Below are 16,969 nucleotides of genomic sequence, written 5' to 3'. Positions count from 1 at the left end.
TGCGGAGGGGTGGCGCCTAGCGCCAGACCAAGGCGGCAAAGCCGCCGCAGGGCCGAACAGACCTGTGAGCCCCGCAGCATAGCGGCGGCCGGCTAGGCTTCGCCTAGGTCGGCCGCGGGCCCCAAAGCAATAGTTTAGAGTAAATCCTTGCCCCATTGGTCTACGGCAGCTTGGCGAATCTCCTTGATATGTTGTTCTGCGGAGAGGGGGGCCAAGAGGAGCAATTGAGGCTCATCGACCACCAGCATATTATCTAGATCGTAGAGGATGACGGGGCGGTTTTGGCTACTATAGAGCAGATTATTTTTGCTATTGCTCAGTTGGCATTGCTTTTTATCGAGGCCGAGGACCAGATTATTATCCTCATCTTTATTGGGGGCCACTTGTTGGAGGGCCTGCCAGGTGCCCACATCAGACCAGCCGATATCGGCCGGTAGGGTATAGATATTATCGGCTTTTTCGCTCACGGCATAGTCAATAGAAATGCTTTCTATTTGCTCATAGATGGCTGCGCTGCCCTGAGGAACGGCCAATTTATTTTGGAGTTGGCCATTATAATTTTGGAAAGCTTGATAGAGGCTGGGGCTATGTTTGGCCAACGCTTTTTGGATGCTTTGGACCGACCAGAGATAGATGCCTGCATTCCAGAGATGTTCGCCACCGGCCAAAAAGGCTTTTGCTTTTTCTAGCTGGGGTTTTTCGGTAAACTGCTTGACCTTAGAGATATTTCCCTGAGCTTGGGCATCAAAATGAATATAGCCGTAGCCCGTATTGGGGTAGTGAGGTTGGATACCGAGAGTGAGAAGTGCATCATTTTGCCCTACGAAATCGAGACCTTCCTGTAGTTTTTTAACAAACTCTGCCTCATTGAGAATCAGGTGATCGGAGGGAGCGAGGATCACCCGGGCTTGGGGGTTAATTTGCTCTAGGAAGCGCATCCCCATAGCGATACAGGGCGCTGTATTTTTGCGGGCGGGCTCCATAATGATATTCTGAGGGGCGAGACCGGATTGCTCTAGGGCCAATTGGCCATGTTCCTCAGAAGTAACGATAAAGATATTTTCCTTAGGGATAAAGGCTTCAAAGCGCTTGATTGTCAGTTGTAGGAGCGTTTGGCCCACGCCCAAAACATCTAGAAACTGTTTGGGTAGGCTATGGCGGCTAGCGGGCCAAAATCGAGTGCCGAGCCCCCCAGCCATAATAAAGACATAGTCGTTAGATAACTGCATATAAATAAGATCTGATTGTAGGGCCTTGGCCCAATTGACTAGTTTTATTCCTCCTCCTCTTCCTCTTCAAAAAAGCCATAATCGGCTTCTAGGCGTTGGAGGCTATAAAGAAGGCTAGTCTTAAAGTAATTTTTGAGAAAGTAAGCTTGGTATCGTCCGAGGGGATCTTTGCTATTATGTGGGAGGTCGGCTTCTAGGCGCCAAGCGAGTTGGGTATAGTCTGGAATACTATTGTCTAGGGCCATAATGCCTTGAATTTTGAGTGGGGAGCGGTCCACCTCCAGTTCAAAATTGATTTGTTGTTCGTTGGCTTGGGTAATAATAAGTTTGGCCGAAATCTGCTTGCTTTTCCAGAACATCATAGCGCCAGGGCCGGCTTCTGGGCCTTCAAAAGAGAAGGAGTAGCCTTGTTCTTTGGTCCAGGCCGACCAATTGGGCCAATTGGCTGGGGTTTGGAAGAGGGCCAATAGTTCTTTGGGGCTAGCGGCTAGTTGGGCCACCTCTTCGATGCGCCAAGATTGGGGCAGCATAAAGGCGAAAACGGCAGCAACTAGGGCCAAGACGGCAATCAGTACGATGAAGGTAAATAGTATAGACATAGGGCAAAGGTGCATACATAAAAAAGGGCCGCAGTATTGCGGCCCCTAAAGTTACGTTATTTATGGCTTTGCGCCAATTCTTCTATAGGTGCAAAAGCTCGTTGAAGTATATCTTCTAGCTCTTGATTGTGTTGTTTTTTGTATCCCGTAGCTGGAGAAGCACTAGATTTGCGGGCAATGAGGCCCAAATCGTAGTTGCGGTAGAAGGCCAAGAGATATTGCCAAGATCCCATGTTTGAGGGTTCTTCTTGTACCCAGAAGAACTTGGCGTTGGCATATTTCTTAATCAATTCATTGACCTGTGCCTGAGGGAAGGGGTAGAGCTGTTCTAGGCGAACGATAGCGATATCGTCATGTCCTTCTTTCTCTTTCTTCTCTAATAGGTCATAGTAGAGGCGGCCTGTACAGCAAAGTACTTTTTTGATTTTGCTGGCATCTTTTACGCTAGCGTCATCAAAGGTTTCTTGGAAACCGCCAGCGGTAAAGTCTTTGAAATCAGAAATACAACTTGGATGACGGAGCAAACTCTTAGGCGACATCAGGATCAGTGGTTTGCGGAAGGGGCGGGCCAATTGTCTGCGGATGAGGTGGAAGAAGTTGGCGGGGGTAGTTACATTGGCTACGGTCATATTGTATTCTGCGCAGGCTTGCAAGAAGCGTTCTAGGCGAGCAGAAGAGTGCTCGGGGCCTTGTCCTTCATAGCCATGAGGGAGAAGCATGACCAAACCGCTCATGCGCGCCCATTTACTTTCAGAAGAAGTAATGAACTGGTCAATAATAGTTTGGGCACCGTTGACAAAGTCGCCAAACTGTGCTTCCCAAACCACTAGGCTATCGGGAGAAGCCAAAGAATAACCGTATTCAAAGCCCAAAACGGCAAACTCAGAAAGTAGAGAGTTGAAAATGCGGAATTCGGCTTGTTCTCCTTCTTTTAGGTGGTTGAGGCGGTTGTATTGCTCATTGGTTTTTACATCATAGAGGACCGCATTGCGGTGCGAGAAGGTCCCGCGCTTCACATCTTGTCCACTCATGCGTACAGGATGTCCCTCCAAAAGCAAAGAGCCATAAGCTAAATGCTCGGCCATTGACCAGTCGCATTTGTTTTCATTTATATAACCTTGGCTACGTTTAAGAATCCGCTTAAACTTAGAGAGCATATTAAAGTCCTTGGGAATCTCTTGTAGGTTGTTGAGAATATAGGTCAATTGCTCTTCAGAAATAGCGGTATCGGGAGATTTTAGATAGTCTTCCCAAGAGGTTTTCTTTTGCAATTGGCTCCAGGCAACTTCTGGGGCCTGAAGTGTATAGTCTACTTCTTTTTGTTCTACTCGGTCAAAGCGCTCTTGCAAGAAGGTGTTAAATTCTTTATCCATTTGCTCGGCCATTTCTTTTTCGATAGCGCCCTGTTCGATGAGGCGATCGAGGTAGATCGAGCGAGGATCACGATGATTTTTGATAAACTCATAGAGTTTGGGCTGTGTAAATTTGGGATCATCTCCCTCATTGTGCCCATGTTTGCGGTAGCAAACCATATCAATAAATACATCGGTATTAAACTTCTGGCGATACTCTGCGGCTAGGGTAGCGGCAAAAATAACGGCATCGGGATCATCTCCATTAACGTGGAAAACGGGGGCTTGCACCAAGGCCGCAGCTCCAGTACAATAGGTAGAAGAGCGAGCGTCTTCAAAGTCGGTAGTAAATCCAACTTGGTTGTTAATAACAAAATGGATGGTTCCACCAGTATAATAACCTTCTAGTTGGCTCATTTGTACCACCTCATAGACCACTCCTTGTCCAGCAACGGCGGCATCTCCATGAATGAGAATAGGCAGAATCTTATCAAAGTCAGAGGTATAAAGAACATCGGCCTGAGCGCGGGCATAACCTTGAACCACAGGGCCTACAGCCTCTAGATGTGAGGGGTTAGGCACCAGCTTCATATGGACCTCTTTGCCAGAAGGGGTGGGATACTTAGAGGCATAGCCTAGGTGATATTTCACATCGCCATCGCCAAAGGTTTCTTCGGGCATGACATTTTGGAACTCACTAAAGATATGGTCATAGGTTTTGCCCATAATGTTTACCAAAACATTGAGGCGACCACGGTGGGCCATGCCAATTACCACTTCTTCTACGCCTTCTTCTGCGCCTTTGCAGATAATCGCATCTAGGGCGGGAATAGTCGTTTCTCCACCTTCTAGACCAAAGCGTTTTTGGGCCACATATTTTTTGGCCAAAAAGTTTTCAAAGCCAACAGCTCCATTGAGCTTCTCCAAAATGCGGCGCTTTTGCGAAATGCTCAGGTCATAAGCCTTTTGAGGCTGGCTTTTTTCCATGCGGTCACGGAGCCACATGCGTTTGTCGCGGTGTTCAATATGGCTGTATTCTACGCCAATATTGCCACAGTAGACTTCAATTAGTCGGTTGCGGATATCCTTCAATTTGGCATTGGGCATTCCGATTTCGGCCCCCGCCATAAAACTTTGCTCCAAATCTTCCTCTGTGAGGTTGTAGTTGGCCAAGTCAACATTAGGGAAACGAAAACGTCTGGGCCGTACGGGGTTGGTTGTAGACAAGAGGTGTCCTCTCTGACGATAACCGTGAATCAGTCCCAATACAGCAAATTCTTTCTGAAGTTGGCTAGTAGACAGCCCACCTTCAATGCTATCGGTAGGCCCTGCGGCCCCCTGCTCAATGGCAAAATCAAATCCTGCAAAAAATTGTTTCCAGCCCTCGGCCACCTCTTCGGGGTTCTCCTTATAGGTCTTGTACAAGTTGTCAATATAACCTGGATGGGCATTGGAAATAAAAGAGTAGCTCATTTTCAGCTGCTTTATGCGTTGTTGATAATCATGTAGGCCCTAAAACTAGGCCTAGTCAATATCTTGTAAATATAGAAAATCATTCTCCTATTAGTAAGGCCCTTTTTGCTTTTCTGTTCACAAAAACTATTCAGTTTCCAAGGGTTTAGCTAATAGCTAAATGAATATATAAAAATCTATTTATAGATAGAAGGGGAGGAGGATTTTATTTTGCTTCTTTTCTATGCTATTTGTTGCTTTTTTTGGGGCTGCCCCGCCCTGCGGGCGGGTCGGGCTGTGTCGCAGCTCGCAGGTCTGCTCGGCCCTGCAGGCTTTTTCGCTTTGCTTCAAAAGCCTTTGGTCTGCCCCTGCGGGGCCCTGCTGTCCATCCCTCAGCCTGCGGGCGCTTTGCGCCCTGCTAGGCGCAGAGTTACTCGGTTACGGCTTGTTGGGCTTTGCTGCGCTCTTCGGCCAAAATGCGTTCTTCTCTAGGCGAGGGGCGGCCATCTAGGCGGGCCCGAACGGCGGCTTGGCTATCATTGGGTTTGCGTTTGCCCAGCAGCAGTTGGTTGTTGCTTTTGGCGTTGCTTTGGCCCGAACGGCGGCTGAGGGCCTGATTACTTTGTTGTAGTTGGTTAGAAGGTACTACCTTCAGTTGGTCGCCTTCTTGCATGGGGGCGGTTTTGTGTTGGGCAAAAATGGCCGAACTGCCCAAAAGGAAAAGGGCAATAAATAGGTATTTCATGATATTCTTGTTTTGGTCCAAAATAATAATAAGGGCGGGCAGGGCGAGCGCAGCGAGCCGGCTGAGGGATGGAAAGTGGGGCGGCGAAGCCGCAGACCCAGCCAGCTTGCTGGCGCAGGGCCGAGCAGACCTGCGAGCCACGACAGAGCCCGACCCAAGGCCGTAGGCCGCAGGGGCAGCCCCAAAAATACAAAAGAATTATTCTTTGGGCGTTGCCTGATTTTTTAGTTCGAGCAAAAGCAGCTCTTCTCGCTTAGAGGGGCGGCCATCCTCGCTGCTGCGTTGCTTGACCTCTTGCAGCTGCCGCAGAGGCCTAGGCGCCTTTACCGATTGATTAGTGCCCTGCTGATACATTTGCATGGTTGGGGCCGAACGCAAACTTTGTAGCTTACTTTTGTCTAGTTGCACCGCCGAGCTCTTGATCTGCTGGCCTTTTTCAAAGGCTTCTTGTTTTTCGGACTTTTGGGCCCACAAACTTAGGCTGAGCAACACAAAAAATAGAGTGGATAGAATACGCATAAGGCAAATTTTTAACTGATGAAGCCCAAATTTTGGCCCCTTAGGCCTATGAAAATTAGGCAGAATATAAAATTACAAAATTAAAGTTTAATCTAGGCGCTAGCTCCTTTTTTTCTTTTTTGGCCCTCTTCCTACAGCAAATATCCTCCCAATTTAGCCTTAAAATTAAGGCTTGTAAAGCCAATGTTAATTTGGAAGCCCACTTAAAATGAAAGTTGAAATAAAATAATATTTTGCACTACTTAACTAAGCTTCTTGTTTATATTTCTATTTGCTACTTTTTGGCCTAAAATTTCTTGGCCCTTCTTTTTGGCCCAAGAATCTAAGGTCTTTCTTTGGGCAAGCCATTGTAAATGAATGTTTTTTAGTGGATTTTGGTCGGAAAAAGGGGGCTTGAGGTCGAGAGAACTTGCCCTAGCTTTGGGCTTGCCCTATCTTTGTGTCAACAAAAGGGAGGAACAACTCCCAAAAATAAACAGATACAAATATCTCCAACTCAAATTTTCACCCTTATGAATTTTCGTAATTTCTTTTTCGCCCTTAGTTTGTTTATCGGTTTTCAGTCCGTTTCTGCTCAGGCCAATTGGGCCCTATACAGCAATGAGGATTTGGCTATTGAAATCACGGCTATTGGGGAAGAAACGGCCAGTGGGGCCGAGGTAGTTTCTGCCTATCAAGAGGGCGTAGCTTTGACCAAATTATACAATAAATACGGTCTTGTCAATGCACAGGGCGTAGAAATTATTGCTCCTCGCTATGAGGAAATCCGTCCTTTTGAGAATGGCTATGCGGCTATTCGCAAGGGCAACAAATGGAGCTTTATCAATAAGCAGGGCCGCAAGATTAGCAGTTTCCGCTTTGATTGGGTGGGCCGTTTTGAGCAGGCTGCTGCTGCGGTTCAGATCAATGGAAAATGGGGCTTTATCAATGAGCAGGGCGCTTTGATTGTGGCTGCAGAATTTGAAGCGGTCCGCAGTTTTGGCCAAAATGGCTTGGCTATGGTCAAAAAAGATGGCCAATGGTACAACTTGAACCAAAAAGGCGAATTGACGGCTTTGCCCAGCAATTTGGAGCAGGGGCTACAAGCTAGCCGCTAAGCAAAGAACATAAGAACAAGCATAAGTATATTTAGGATTTGTAATGAAAAAGCCCGCAGCCAAAAGCTGCGGGCTTTCTATTTATACACCATCGCCACGCAATTTCCTAAAGCGTTTTCGGGCTTCTACGGTAAAGTAGCTGCCCATATGCTCCATGAGGATTTGCTCGTAGAGGGGCATGGCTTTTTCTGGTTCATTAAGTCGCTCTTCATAAATTTGGGCCATTTGAAAGAGGGCGTTATCGACCAAAATGCCCTCGGGGTAGTTGGCCACAATTTGCTCCAATTCGCTTAGGGCTTTGCTATAATCTAGTTTTTGCAAAAAGACCTTGGCCCTGGCAAAATGGATGTCGTCTTCTAGTCCATGCCCCTTATAAAGCAATTTGATGCTATCCATCTGAGAGAAGGCTTCTTCAAAGCGATGCTGAAAGATTTTTAGTTCGGCTTGGGCAAAAAGGCGCATGCTGTTGGCGGTTGTATCCAAATTGTAATGCTCCATAATAAAGACCGAAACATCGATGGCATCGTTGGAGATGAGCTCAGAGGTGGCCCCTTTTAGGATTTCGAGCTGGTCTTGGGCCCACTCAAAGTCGCCTTTATAATAAGAGAGTTTGGCATTTTTATAACGGGCCATTTCGCCCAAGGGGCTATCTTTTTGGTCCTTGTCTACTTGGCTATAGAGCAGGCTGGCCTCCCAAACTTCTTGGTTCATCAAGAAGTAATCGCCCAGCTGGATTTTGGCTTCGGCTAGGCGCTTGCGGTCCAAACGAGGCATTTCTACGGCTACTTTTAAAATCTGAATGGCTTGATCCAAATCATTGAGGTAGAGGGCTTCCAATTCGGCTAGCTGTTTCATGATGCCATAGGTGCCCGCATTTTGCCCAAATTCCTTCAAAAAGGCTTTATACTCGCCCTCCAAAGTCTGGAGTTGTTCTTCGGTATAGGCAAAGCCCTTGCTGAGCTGCTTGCGCTTGGTATACAGAATTTGCTCTTTGGCATTGATGTAATAAATAGAGGTTTTGCCTTTTTCCTCCACAATGTAGGCAAAGGCATCTAAGGCGGCCTGATATTGCTCTTCATTCAGGGCCATTTGGGCCAATTTATAGACCCTAGAGCCATTTTCCTGCAAACGCAAATCTAGGGCCCGAGCTTGCACTAAAGCACTCTCAAAGTCTTCTTCTTGCACATAAACCCAAACGAGCATTTCGGGATAGAGGCTGTTGTTTGCATCTTTCTGGCTTCTCCGAAAGAGCTCTGTTTTTAGTGCGTCATAGCTGCCGGTCATCTCGGGCAAATATCGCTGCAAAAAGGCTTGTATATTGGTCAAGCGACCCGGCACAGCCTCAATGGCATCCAAGTAGGCTTTTACCATTTCCTCGGCATTGCCAGCCAAACGATGGGCATTTCCCCGCTGATAGGCAAAAATCCCTGGCTGCCCCAATAGTTTTTCCCCTTTTTCATAGGTGGCCACCATCTCGGCATGCCGGTCTTGCTTCTGAAAAGCATTGGCCAGGCGACTGATCTGAATTTGGTTGCCCGTTAGTTCCTTAATGGCCCGCTTATACTCTTTTTCGGCCTTTTCCATTTCTTGCTGCCGAGCATAAAGCCGTCCATAATCTACTCGCCGTTCTAGTTTTTCTGGACTCGCCTTGATGGCCCGCTTAATTACTTTTTCGGCCGTTTTATAGTCTTCCAACTCAAATAAAGCGCTCAAATAACGCTCATAGTAGTAGTCGTGGCTGCGGTCTTTGTTGTGCAGCTCCTCAAAGCAAGCTGCCGCCTTTTCAAATTCGCCATTGCGGTAATATTGTAGGCAAAGTCTGGCTTTTTGGGCATTATTAAAGCTTTGCCCAAAAGTAGGAGAGATGGCCGAAATAAAAAGGGCCAAAAAGAGATACTTATACATAGTCGTTCAAGATTCATAATGAGTTGGGGCTGCCCCTCGCTTCGCTCGGGTCGGGCTGTGTCGCAGCTCGCTGTTCGCTCGGCCCTGCAGCGCTTTCAGCGCTTTGGTCTGCCGCCTTCGGCGGCCCTGCTATCCATCCCTCAGCCTGCGGCCCTTCGGGCCTGTAGGGGCCCAAATAGGCCCTTTGTCTAATGTAAGCCTTTTGCCGCAAAAATTGTTCTGAATGCTTTGCTTATAGTGGCCCTTTAGTTTTTTATTAAGGGCAGAGGCGCCCGCTTTTTACTAGAAATGCCAAAAAAGGCCTAGTTTCGTCTTATTCTTTCATGCTGGATGCTCCAGTGTACAAAAATAATTGCATGACCTTAGAAGAACGTAAAGAACAATCGACCACCAGAATATTTAAGGCCATTTTCCCCAATACCACCAACCATTATAATACGCTTTTTGGTGGGGCGGCTTTGCAACTTATGGATGAGGTGGCCTTTATTTGCGCTACCCGCTTTTGCCGAAAAAGAGTAGTGACCATTTGCTCGGATCGAGTAAATTTTAATCATCCTATTCCAGCAGGTACTTTAGCCGAATTTGTGGCCAAGGTGAGCAAGGTGGGGCGCACCAGCCTAGACATTGATGTCCGCATTTACCTAGAAGAAATGTATGAAGACAGCCGAGAGCTAGCCATTAACGGTTGTTTTAGTTTTGTGGCCATAGATGAGGACCGCAACCCTATTCCCGTTTTAGATTAAGCGCTAGAAAGTCGTATTATTTTGCCTTAGGGCCAAGCTTCATTTCGGCCTAGCGATGCGGCGGGGTGGCCGCAGGCCAGACCAAGGCGGCAAAGCCGCCGCAGGGCCGAGCAGACCTGCGAGCCCCAAAGCGTAGCGCAGCAAGCGCAGCGCAGCTGAGGCCCCAAAAAACAAAACCTATGATTTCCCCTAAACTAATTATTTGTACCACTTTATTTCTCTTGCCTCAATGGATTTGGGGGCAAGGATTGCTGCGAGTGTTTTTTCCGCAGGCCAGTTTTGAGACCTATATGCAGACTCCTTTTCGGGCCAAATTGACCAAGGCCAGCAATAACGGCATGCAGAACCCCAACCCTAAAGATGGCAGCAACTGGACCAGCTGTCGGGTAGGGCAAGGGCAGTTGGTGGGCACCTTTAGAGATATTAGTGCCTGTGCGGCTAGCTTGCATCTGGGCCGGCCTGTGAGCAAAGAAGAGCTCAGTAATTTTAGTTATGAGCAGGCGGCGGCTGTGCTAGAAGGACTTTGGGAAGATATTTGGGCCCCAACTATTCCGCATCAAGCAACGGCCAATATTTGTATGCATGTAAAGGTGCATTATGGCAATATGCGGCCCGTAGAGCGCGCCCTAAATAGCTTGGGCGCCAATTGTAAGGTAGATGGCGTTTGGCGAAAGTGGGAGCTGCGTTGGCTACAGCATCTGAGTTATGCCAACTCGGGGGCTACTTATATGGCCATTCGGGCCGAGCTCTCTAAAAGTAAGAATTTCAGACGGCATGTTCGTCGCTATTTTAAGCCCATAGAGGGCCCAAAAACAGAGGAGGAGCAGCTATTGGCCTTGGGCAAAAAATGCCTATTTTTTTATATGGACCATTTTTGTAGGCCGCCCAGCAAGAAAAACCCGCCTCGGCCTTGGAGCAGCTACCCCTAAACAAAAAATGACCCCAGCCAACATAAAGCTGACTGAGGTCGGAAGCGTAGCCCATAGGGGAATCGAACCCCTCTTTCCAGGATGAAAACCTGGCGTCCTAACCGATAGACGAATGGGCCATAAAATGGCGTTCAAAAAAAGAACTAAAAAAATAGCCCATAGGGGAATCGAACCCCTCTTTCCAGGATGAAAACCTGGCGTCCTAACCGATAGACGAATGGGCCATAATGGCGTTCAAAAAAAGAACTAAAAAAATAGCCCATAGGGGAATCGAACCCCTCTTTCCAGGATGAAAACCTGGCGTCCTAACCGATAGACGAATGGGCCATAACTTTCGTTGTAGCGGATGCAAATATAATAAGCTATTTGAGATCTCACAACTTTTTCTAAATATTTTTCAAATATTCCTCTAAACGTTCTTGGCTGTGCAGTTGCATTTTTTGTCTTAGGCGGTATCTATTGCGGAGGGCAGACTCTGGAGAGATGTCTAGAATATCCATAATTTCCTTTTGGTCTAGGCCCATATAAATCAGGGTACAGTAGATGAGTTCTTCTTGGCTGATGTTGGGGTGGGTACTTTCTAGTTTTTTGATAAACTCTTGATGCAGGAGTTGGATGCGGTTTTGCAGTTCGCTCCAATTGCCTTCTACTTTGAGTTTATGTTTAATTTTTTGTTGGAGTTGGAGCAATGGGCCATGGCTTTCCAGTTGTTCTAGCTCGTCTAAAATCTCTTTGAGCAATCGTTTTTGCTGAGCAATTTGGATCAGGCTAGCCGAGAGTTCTTGTAGCTTAAATCGAGAGCGTTCTTCTTCGGCTTGTATGAGGGCCTTGTAATATTGGTCTCGGCTGAGGATAGATCGGCAGCGGGCGAGTAGTTCTATGGGGTCTGCGGGTTTGCGCAGAAAGTCGGCGGCGCCAGCATCTAGGGCCTCCCGCAAAGATTCGGGGCTAGTCATGATGCCGGTATACATAATAACGGGAATATTTTGCTGTTGAGGGTGGGCTTTGAGTTTTTGCAAAAAGCTAATGCCATTGGTGCCAGGCATCTCCCAATCGAGCAAGATAAGGTCAATGGCGTAGCGTTCTAGTAGTTTGTCGGCAATGGCTGCAGAGGGGGCGGCTAAAATCTTATAGGTTTCTTCTTGCTGCATGAGTTGTTCTACAGCAAGCAGACGATTTTGGGGGTTATCGTCTACAATCAGAAGACTATATTGGTACTCAGAGGGCATAAAGAGGAGTAGTTAGTTGTTCATAAAGGGACTCGTCGCTATTATAAATAGCCTGTTGTAGAAGGCTGCACCATTGTTGTAGGGCCAATTCATTTTCTGTTTTGGCCTGCAGCTGTTCCACTATTTTTCGCAAAGCGGAGGCTTCATAAACACTCAGGCTGTGAAGCTCGCTGAGGTAAGGCGAAAGGCAGTTTTTCAACTGATGCAAATGCTCCTGCATAAAGCTTTGGGCATCTGTGGCCGGAGAGGGGGCAATGGCCGTTTGCTTATGGGGCTGCATGCTTTCTGGAACGGGCACCTGAGCTTGTTCGCCAAGCGGAAGGCTAAGGCGGAAAATACTGCCTTTTTGCTCTTGGCTCTCAATGCTAATTTGTCCTTGCATACATTCGGTAAACTGCTTGGCTAAGATCAGCCCCAAACCCGAAACGCTTTTACTTTTGGTCTGTAGCTTTTGGGTCTGAAAGAGCTTACGAATGGCTTCTTTGCTCATGCCTTCGCCCTCATCTTCTACCTCAATATACAATAGATTTCTCGCCTCCCAACTACGAATATAGATATTTCCCCCTTCTGAGGAAAACTTAATGGCATTGGTCAGTAGGTTGCGCAAAACGGTCCGTAGCATATAGGGGTCGGCTTTGGCATAGGCCGATACATAGTCCTGGTAAATGTTTAGGTTTTTAAGTAAACGCATGCTGCTGAGCAAACGCAAGCTTTCTTCTACAATGGGCCGAATATCAATGTCTTGGCTGTCGGCTTCTAGTTTGCCCGTTTGCCCTTGTATCCAACCCAAGAGGTTTTCAAAAATCCAATAGGCCTGCTGAGAAGATTCATCCAAAATCTGAAAGGAGGTTTTGAGCTCTTGCCAACGGTTGTTTTGTATGTAGGTTTGCATGAGCTTAGAAAAACCAGTTAAGCTATTAAATGGCCCCCGCAAATCATGGGCAATGACCGAAAATAAGAGGTCTTTGGTTTCGTTCAGTTCTCTTAGCTCTTCCGCATTTTCACTAATAATTTGCTGCTTACTCGCAATGGTGCGGTTTTGCTCACTCAAACTGATGTTTTTCTGACTCACTTCTCGGCTTTTCTTATTGAGCAAAACCACAAATACTGCCAGCAGAACCAACAAACAAGCAATAACCGATAAAATCCACCACTGTATGCGCTGCTCTTTCTGCTCTTGGGCCAAGGCCTGCTCTTGCTGGGCTAGCTTTTCTCGGCTGTTGTAGTTTCGCCATTCGGCATGAAAACGCAACATGCTCTCGGAGGCTCCCGGCGTCTGCCGCTTGACCAAATCGTAGAGCTGTTCGTAGGCCGCCGCCATGGCCGCATAGTTTTCTTCTTCTCGATATAAGGAGATTAGGGATTTCCAAAGCAACTCTTTTTCATCAAAAAAGGAAAGGGCTTGGCTTTTCTTTAAGGCGTCTTTCCAAAGTTTTTCGGCCTCTTTTTTATCGCCTTTTTCTCTAAAAAGTAGCCCTAGACTGTAGTAGGATTTTAAGAAGTAGGAACTCAGCTGCGGATAGGGCTCTGCCAATTCTATAGAGCGTAAAAAATGATGCTCGGCACTGTCCATCTGCCGCTGCAAATGAAAGGCTTCTCCCAAAATGTAGTGCTGGGCAATGGGCAAAAACTCTAGGTCGTAACGCCCTGCCAATTGCCCGCCTGAACGATGCTCCATAGAGTTTCGGGCAAATTGCTCGGCTTGCGGCCCCTTTTTCTGGACCAAGGCCAAACGCCCCAAATAAAAATAGGAATGAGCCAGTAAAAAGGAGTCCTTAAATTGTTCTCTAGACCTTAACGCTTTCCGAAAATAGCTTTCCGCCAATTTGTACTCGCCCTTTTGCTCTGCCAATAAAGCCAAGTTGTTATAACAGGTCTCTATTCCCCTTGCCCCAGTCTCCTTTTTGGGGTCAAAAATGGCAATCGCTCCCTCATAGTAGGGCCGGGCTTCTTCATATTTTTTGAGGTCGTAGTATAGGTTGCCAATGTCAATCAATGAAAAACCCGCCGCCTCTTCTTCCCCCGCATTTTTCATCAAAATGTAGCTGTTGGTAAATAGCTCCGCCGCCCGATAGGTATAGCCCCAATGCCGATAACTATGCCCCATATTGTTGTAAATTCGAGCCAAAGCAAGACTGTCTTTGAACCCTTTGGCCTTGCTCTCCGCAAATCTCAAAATATCCATGGCCTTTCGCCGATCTTTCCGATATAAGGCATTCGCCTCGGCCAAATAGAGGTCCAACTCTTGCTCCCAAACTAAACTGTCTTGCCCCAGCAAAACAGAAGCCCACAAACAACAGTACAAGATGTATCTTAACCTTCTCATGTTTTTTTATTTTTTGGGGCCTCCCGCCTTCGGCGGGCGGTTACTCCCTTTGGTCGTCGAACTGCGGCCTAAAGGCCTTGTTGTCGTTCCGCAGCTCGCTGTTTTTTTGGGGCCTCCCGCCTTCGGCGGGCGCTACGTTCCGCAGCTCGCTGTTCGCTCGGCCCTGCAGCCCTTTGGGCTTTGGTCTGGCCCTTCGGGCCACTGCTGCACATCGCTAGGCCAGCTAAGGCCTAGCCAATTTTTCTTCTCTTGAGCTTATTGTATAGCTAGCTAAAATACATTTTTCTATGCGATTATCTTTATTCTTCCTCCTTTTCCCGCTTTTCCTTTTGGCCCAAAAAGGCCCCTACGCCCCCTACGGAGGAGTCTTTACCCCCAAAGGCCAACTCAAAGCGCTTTTGGTTCCCGTCTATTTTACCGACCAAGCCCAAACGAATCCCAATTTTAAAAATAAAGACCATTATTTGGCCCAATGGGATAGCCAAAACCTCAATATGCTGCCCAATCCTATTGACCCCAAAACAGGCCGATGCCCCAGCTTTATGGCTAATGATAGTAGCGATTTTGAAGCCGAGAATTTAAGCAAAATGGGCTTCAATGCCTCTTCGCTCTTTTTTCTCCAATCTCAAGGGCAGTTTCAATTTACGGTGGAGGTTTTTAAGGATAGTAGCGGCCAAGCCGCAGCTGTGGGCATCAACCCCAGCGGTGGCCGCAGCTGGTCCGATATGAACCGCAAAGCCCTTTTTGCCATGATGGCCGCCAACCCCAATTTGCCGCTTAGCCATTTGGACCAAAGAACAAATCGCCCCAATTTCCAGTTCGATAACCAAAATACAGCCCCCGATAGCTTAATCGATTATGTCATTTTTGTCTACCGCTACTCCCCAAATTGGAGCCAGCAACCCGCCCCCGGCATGAACCGCTGGCTGGGCTCTGGCGGCGGTTTTGCTAGCCCTGGCAGCATTGGGCTCGAAAGCTACCAAGGCTATAGCATCCAACAAGGGTTTACCATGATGTGGGGCTCCAATGTGTTTGTCCATGAATTGGCCCATAGCCTCTTTAATGCGCCCCACTTTTTTGGGGCCAATCAAACAGTAGGCGATTATTTTAGACGGCCCGCTATTGGCTGGGGCGCCACCAGCACCATCCCCATTTTTCAGCTTTTTAATGCCTGGGAAGCTTGGTATATGGGCTATTTGCCCAATTTGCGCAGCCTAGAGCTAGATTTTGGCCAAAAAGAGGTTTTGGCCCTAGGCGATTTTTGTACCGAACAGGAGGCGCTCCGCATTCGGCTGCCGCAGGGCCAGGGTCAATGGCTCTGGCTAGAGCTGCACCAAAAACTACATCCTTTTGATGAACACGCTTGGGCTGGGCAGCAGCTGGGCCAATTGCAACTGAGCGGAACCCCAGCAGGACTCTACGCTTATGTAGATGATACGGGCATCGATAGCCTGCAACAAATTGTTCGGGCACTTTCGCCAGCTTGCAATGCGCTCTATCCTATTAATGCGGCTGGAAATTACGATTATACTTATATTCAAGAAGAGCCTAAAAGCAATGCTTGGGGCAATCCACTTTATCGCTTTCAGCGATTAAGGCCCAATGCGGTTAGTGGGACCAATCCCTTTTTCTTTTTTCGGGCCGATTTGAATCAAGATGGCCGAATTGCTTACAACCGCAATTATAATGGCGCCAGAAATGAGGGGATGCCCATTATTTATGAGCAAAATGATACGGGGGGGTATAGCGAACTCTACCAAAGTTTTGGCATGCAGGCGGTAGCACCTTTGCCCCAAGGCTACCGAAACCAAGCCTTTGGTCCAGGCGATCAACTTTGGGCGGGGGGCAACCCCGCTTTGGTCCACTATCCCAAATATGATTTTAGAAAGGATCTTCAGGCGCCTTACCGCTTACAGGATGTCCATATTAAGGTCTTGGCCACAGAAAACCAGCGCTATATTTTAGAAATTGAGCGCAAAGCCATTGAGTTAAAGGAGGGCCAAGATTGGGCGGGAGAAATTGTGTTGCCCAATTGCAGTGAAGATGAACAAGTAGATCTCATTTTGGCCAAAAAACAAGTTTTGCAATTGCGTCCTTCAGGCACCGCCAATCGGAGTCGACAACAAGCCAATGGCAGCTTTGTGGGGCCTACGGTTTTGACTTTAGCGCAGGGGAGCAGCTGTTATTTGGCCAAAAAGTCTAGACTCTATATTGCTAAAGGTTGCGAACTGAAACTAGAAAAGGCCGCCAAAATCATTTTGGGACCCAAAGCTAAAATTATCATTGAAAAAGGGGGAGCGCTAATGGCCGAAGAGGGGCAAATAGAATTGGGCCGCAGGGCTAAAATCATCAAAAAGTAGAGTTGGTCCAAGCCTTTGCTGGCCAGAAGAAAGGGCTGCCTTAGGCTTGTATAGATAGATCATGGCGCAGCCGAACGGCCCTCTCGCTGGCTGAACAGCCAGCGAATCGGCTGAGGGGCTGTAGCAGGGCCGCCGCAGGCGGCAGACCAAAGCCCGCAGGGCTGCAGGGCCGAGCAGACCTGCGAGCTGCGCAATGGCCCGACCCGCCCGCAGGGCGGGGCAGCCCCAAAAAGAAATAGTGAAAGCTACCCCCATAGCTTTTCAGTGCGCCAATTATTGGGGAAGCCCATTTGTGAGAGTTGCTCTGGTTTTAATGGAGCCAAAAGGTGGAGTAAGGGCAGAGATATCGTTGGGGCATAAAAAAACCCGCCAAAGGTGCGCATCAGAAGCCTAATCTTTAAATGAACAGGTTGAAAGTCCGGAGGCAATAACCTTATAAAAATTAAAAATATAGACAGCTTCGAGAGGCGAGGCGGGTGTTGAT

Annotated in this window: 12 protein-coding genes and 3 tRNA genes; 4 read left to right on the top strand and 11 right to left on the bottom strand. The window is 47.7% G+C overall.

Annotated features, from left to right (window positions below):
- Nucleotides 1-134 precede the first annotated feature (134 nt).
- From OP864_RS07320 to OP864_RS07295, 5 genes are all read right to left on the bottom strand, one after another.
- Entirely contained in the window at nucleotides 135-1,229 is a 1,095-nt protein-coding gene (locus OP864_RS07320) for a mannose-1-phosphate guanylyltransferase (RefSeq protein WP_270100566.1), read from the bottom strand.
- Between the two features lie 44 nt (nucleotides 1,230-1,273).
- Entirely contained in the window at nucleotides 1,274-1,828 is a 555-nt protein-coding gene (locus OP864_RS07315) for an SRPBCC family protein (protein WP_148268307.1), read from the bottom strand.
- A gap of 56 nt (nucleotides 1,829-1,884) precedes the next feature.
- Complete coding sequence (locus OP864_RS07310; protein WP_270100565.1) at nucleotides 1,885-4,653, bottom strand: 2-oxoglutarate dehydrogenase E1 component; 2,769 nt, start codon at nucleotides 4,651-4,653, stop codon at nucleotides 1,885-1,887.
- A gap of 409 nt (nucleotides 4,654-5,062) precedes the next feature.
- A complete protein-coding gene (locus tag OP864_RS07300) occupies nucleotides 5,063-5,377 on the bottom strand; it encodes a hypothetical protein (RefSeq protein WP_270100564.1) in 315 nt (104 codons plus the stop codon).
- Between the two features lie 198 nt (nucleotides 5,378-5,575).
- Nucleotides 5,576-5,896, bottom strand: coding sequence for a hypothetical protein (locus tag OP864_RS07295; protein ID WP_270100563.1), 321 nt, complete (start codon nucleotides 5,894-5,896; stop codon nucleotides 5,576-5,578).
- Between the two features lie 512 nt (nucleotides 5,897-6,408).
- Between OP864_RS07295 and OP864_RS07290 the strand changes: the two genes are divergently transcribed.
- Nucleotides 6,409-6,993 carry a WG repeat-containing protein gene (locus tag OP864_RS07290; RefSeq protein WP_270100562.1) on the top strand — a complete coding sequence of 195 codons (585 nt, stop codon included), beginning with the start codon at nucleotides 6,409-6,411 and terminating at the stop codon, nucleotides 6,991-6,993.
- An 81-nt stretch (nucleotides 6,994-7,074) separates the two neighbouring features.
- Here the strand turns inward: OP864_RS07290 and OP864_RS07285 are convergent, their stop codons facing one another.
- Nucleotides 7,075-8,898 (bottom strand): tetratricopeptide repeat protein, encoded by a 1,824-nt coding sequence (locus OP864_RS07285; protein ID WP_270100561.1) that lies wholly within the window; start codon nucleotides 8,896-8,898, stop codon nucleotides 7,075-7,077.
- A 356-nt stretch (nucleotides 8,899-9,254) separates the two neighbouring features.
- Between OP864_RS07285 and OP864_RS07280 the strand changes: the two genes are divergently transcribed.
- A complete protein-coding gene (locus tag OP864_RS07280; protein WP_015692218.1) occupies nucleotides 9,255-9,641 on the top strand; it encodes an acyl-CoA thioesterase in 387 nt (128 codons plus the stop codon).
- Nucleotides 9,642-9,820: 179 nt separating this feature from the next.
- Nucleotides 9,821-10,570, top strand: coding sequence for a hypothetical protein (locus tag OP864_RS07275; RefSeq protein ID WP_270100560.1), 750 nt, complete (start codon nucleotides 9,821-9,823; stop codon nucleotides 10,568-10,570).
- A 47-nt stretch (nucleotides 10,571-10,617) separates the two neighbouring features.
- On the opposite strand, the gene OP864_RS07270 is transcribed toward OP864_RS07275, so the two are convergent.
- The 5 genes from OP864_RS07270 to OP864_RS07250 form a co-directional block, all read right to left on the bottom strand.
- Nucleotides 10,618-10,689: transfer RNA gene (locus OP864_RS07270), tRNA-Glu, on the bottom strand.
- 33 nt (nucleotides 10,690-10,722) lie between these two features.
- Nucleotides 10,723-10,794: transfer RNA gene (locus tag OP864_RS07265), tRNA-Glu, on the bottom strand.
- 31 nt (nucleotides 10,795-10,825) lie between these two features.
- A tRNA-Glu gene (locus OP864_RS07260) sits at nucleotides 10,826-10,897 on the bottom strand.
- A 59-nt stretch (nucleotides 10,898-10,956) separates the two neighbouring features.
- Complete coding sequence (locus OP864_RS07255) at nucleotides 10,957-11,799, bottom strand: DNA-binding response regulator (protein WP_015692216.1); 843 nt, start codon at nucleotides 11,797-11,799, stop codon at nucleotides 10,957-10,959.
- Nucleotides 11,789-14,125 (bottom strand): tetratricopeptide repeat-containing sensor histidine kinase, encoded by a 2,337-nt coding sequence (locus tag OP864_RS07250; protein ID WP_270100559.1) that lies wholly within the window; start codon nucleotides 14,123-14,125, stop codon nucleotides 11,789-11,791. The genes OP864_RS07255 and OP864_RS07250 overlap by 11 nt, the downstream gene beginning before the upstream one ends.
- 287 nt (nucleotides 14,126-14,412) lie before the next feature.
- Between OP864_RS07250 and OP864_RS07245 the strand changes: the two genes are divergently transcribed.
- Nucleotides 14,413-16,485, top strand: a complete 2,073-nt coding sequence (locus OP864_RS07245; protein ID WP_270100558.1) for a hypothetical protein — start codon at nucleotides 14,413-14,415, stop codon at nucleotides 16,483-16,485.
- Nucleotides 16,486-16,969 lie beyond the last annotated feature (484 nt).

It is taken from the genome of Saprospira grandis (genome assembly GCF_027594745.1).
GTDB lineage: Bacteria > Bacteroidota > Bacteroidia > Chitinophagales > Saprospiraceae > Saprospira > Saprospira grandis.
Note: the sequence above shows the minus strand (reverse complement) of the source record. Positions and strands in the feature narration are given on the sequence as shown.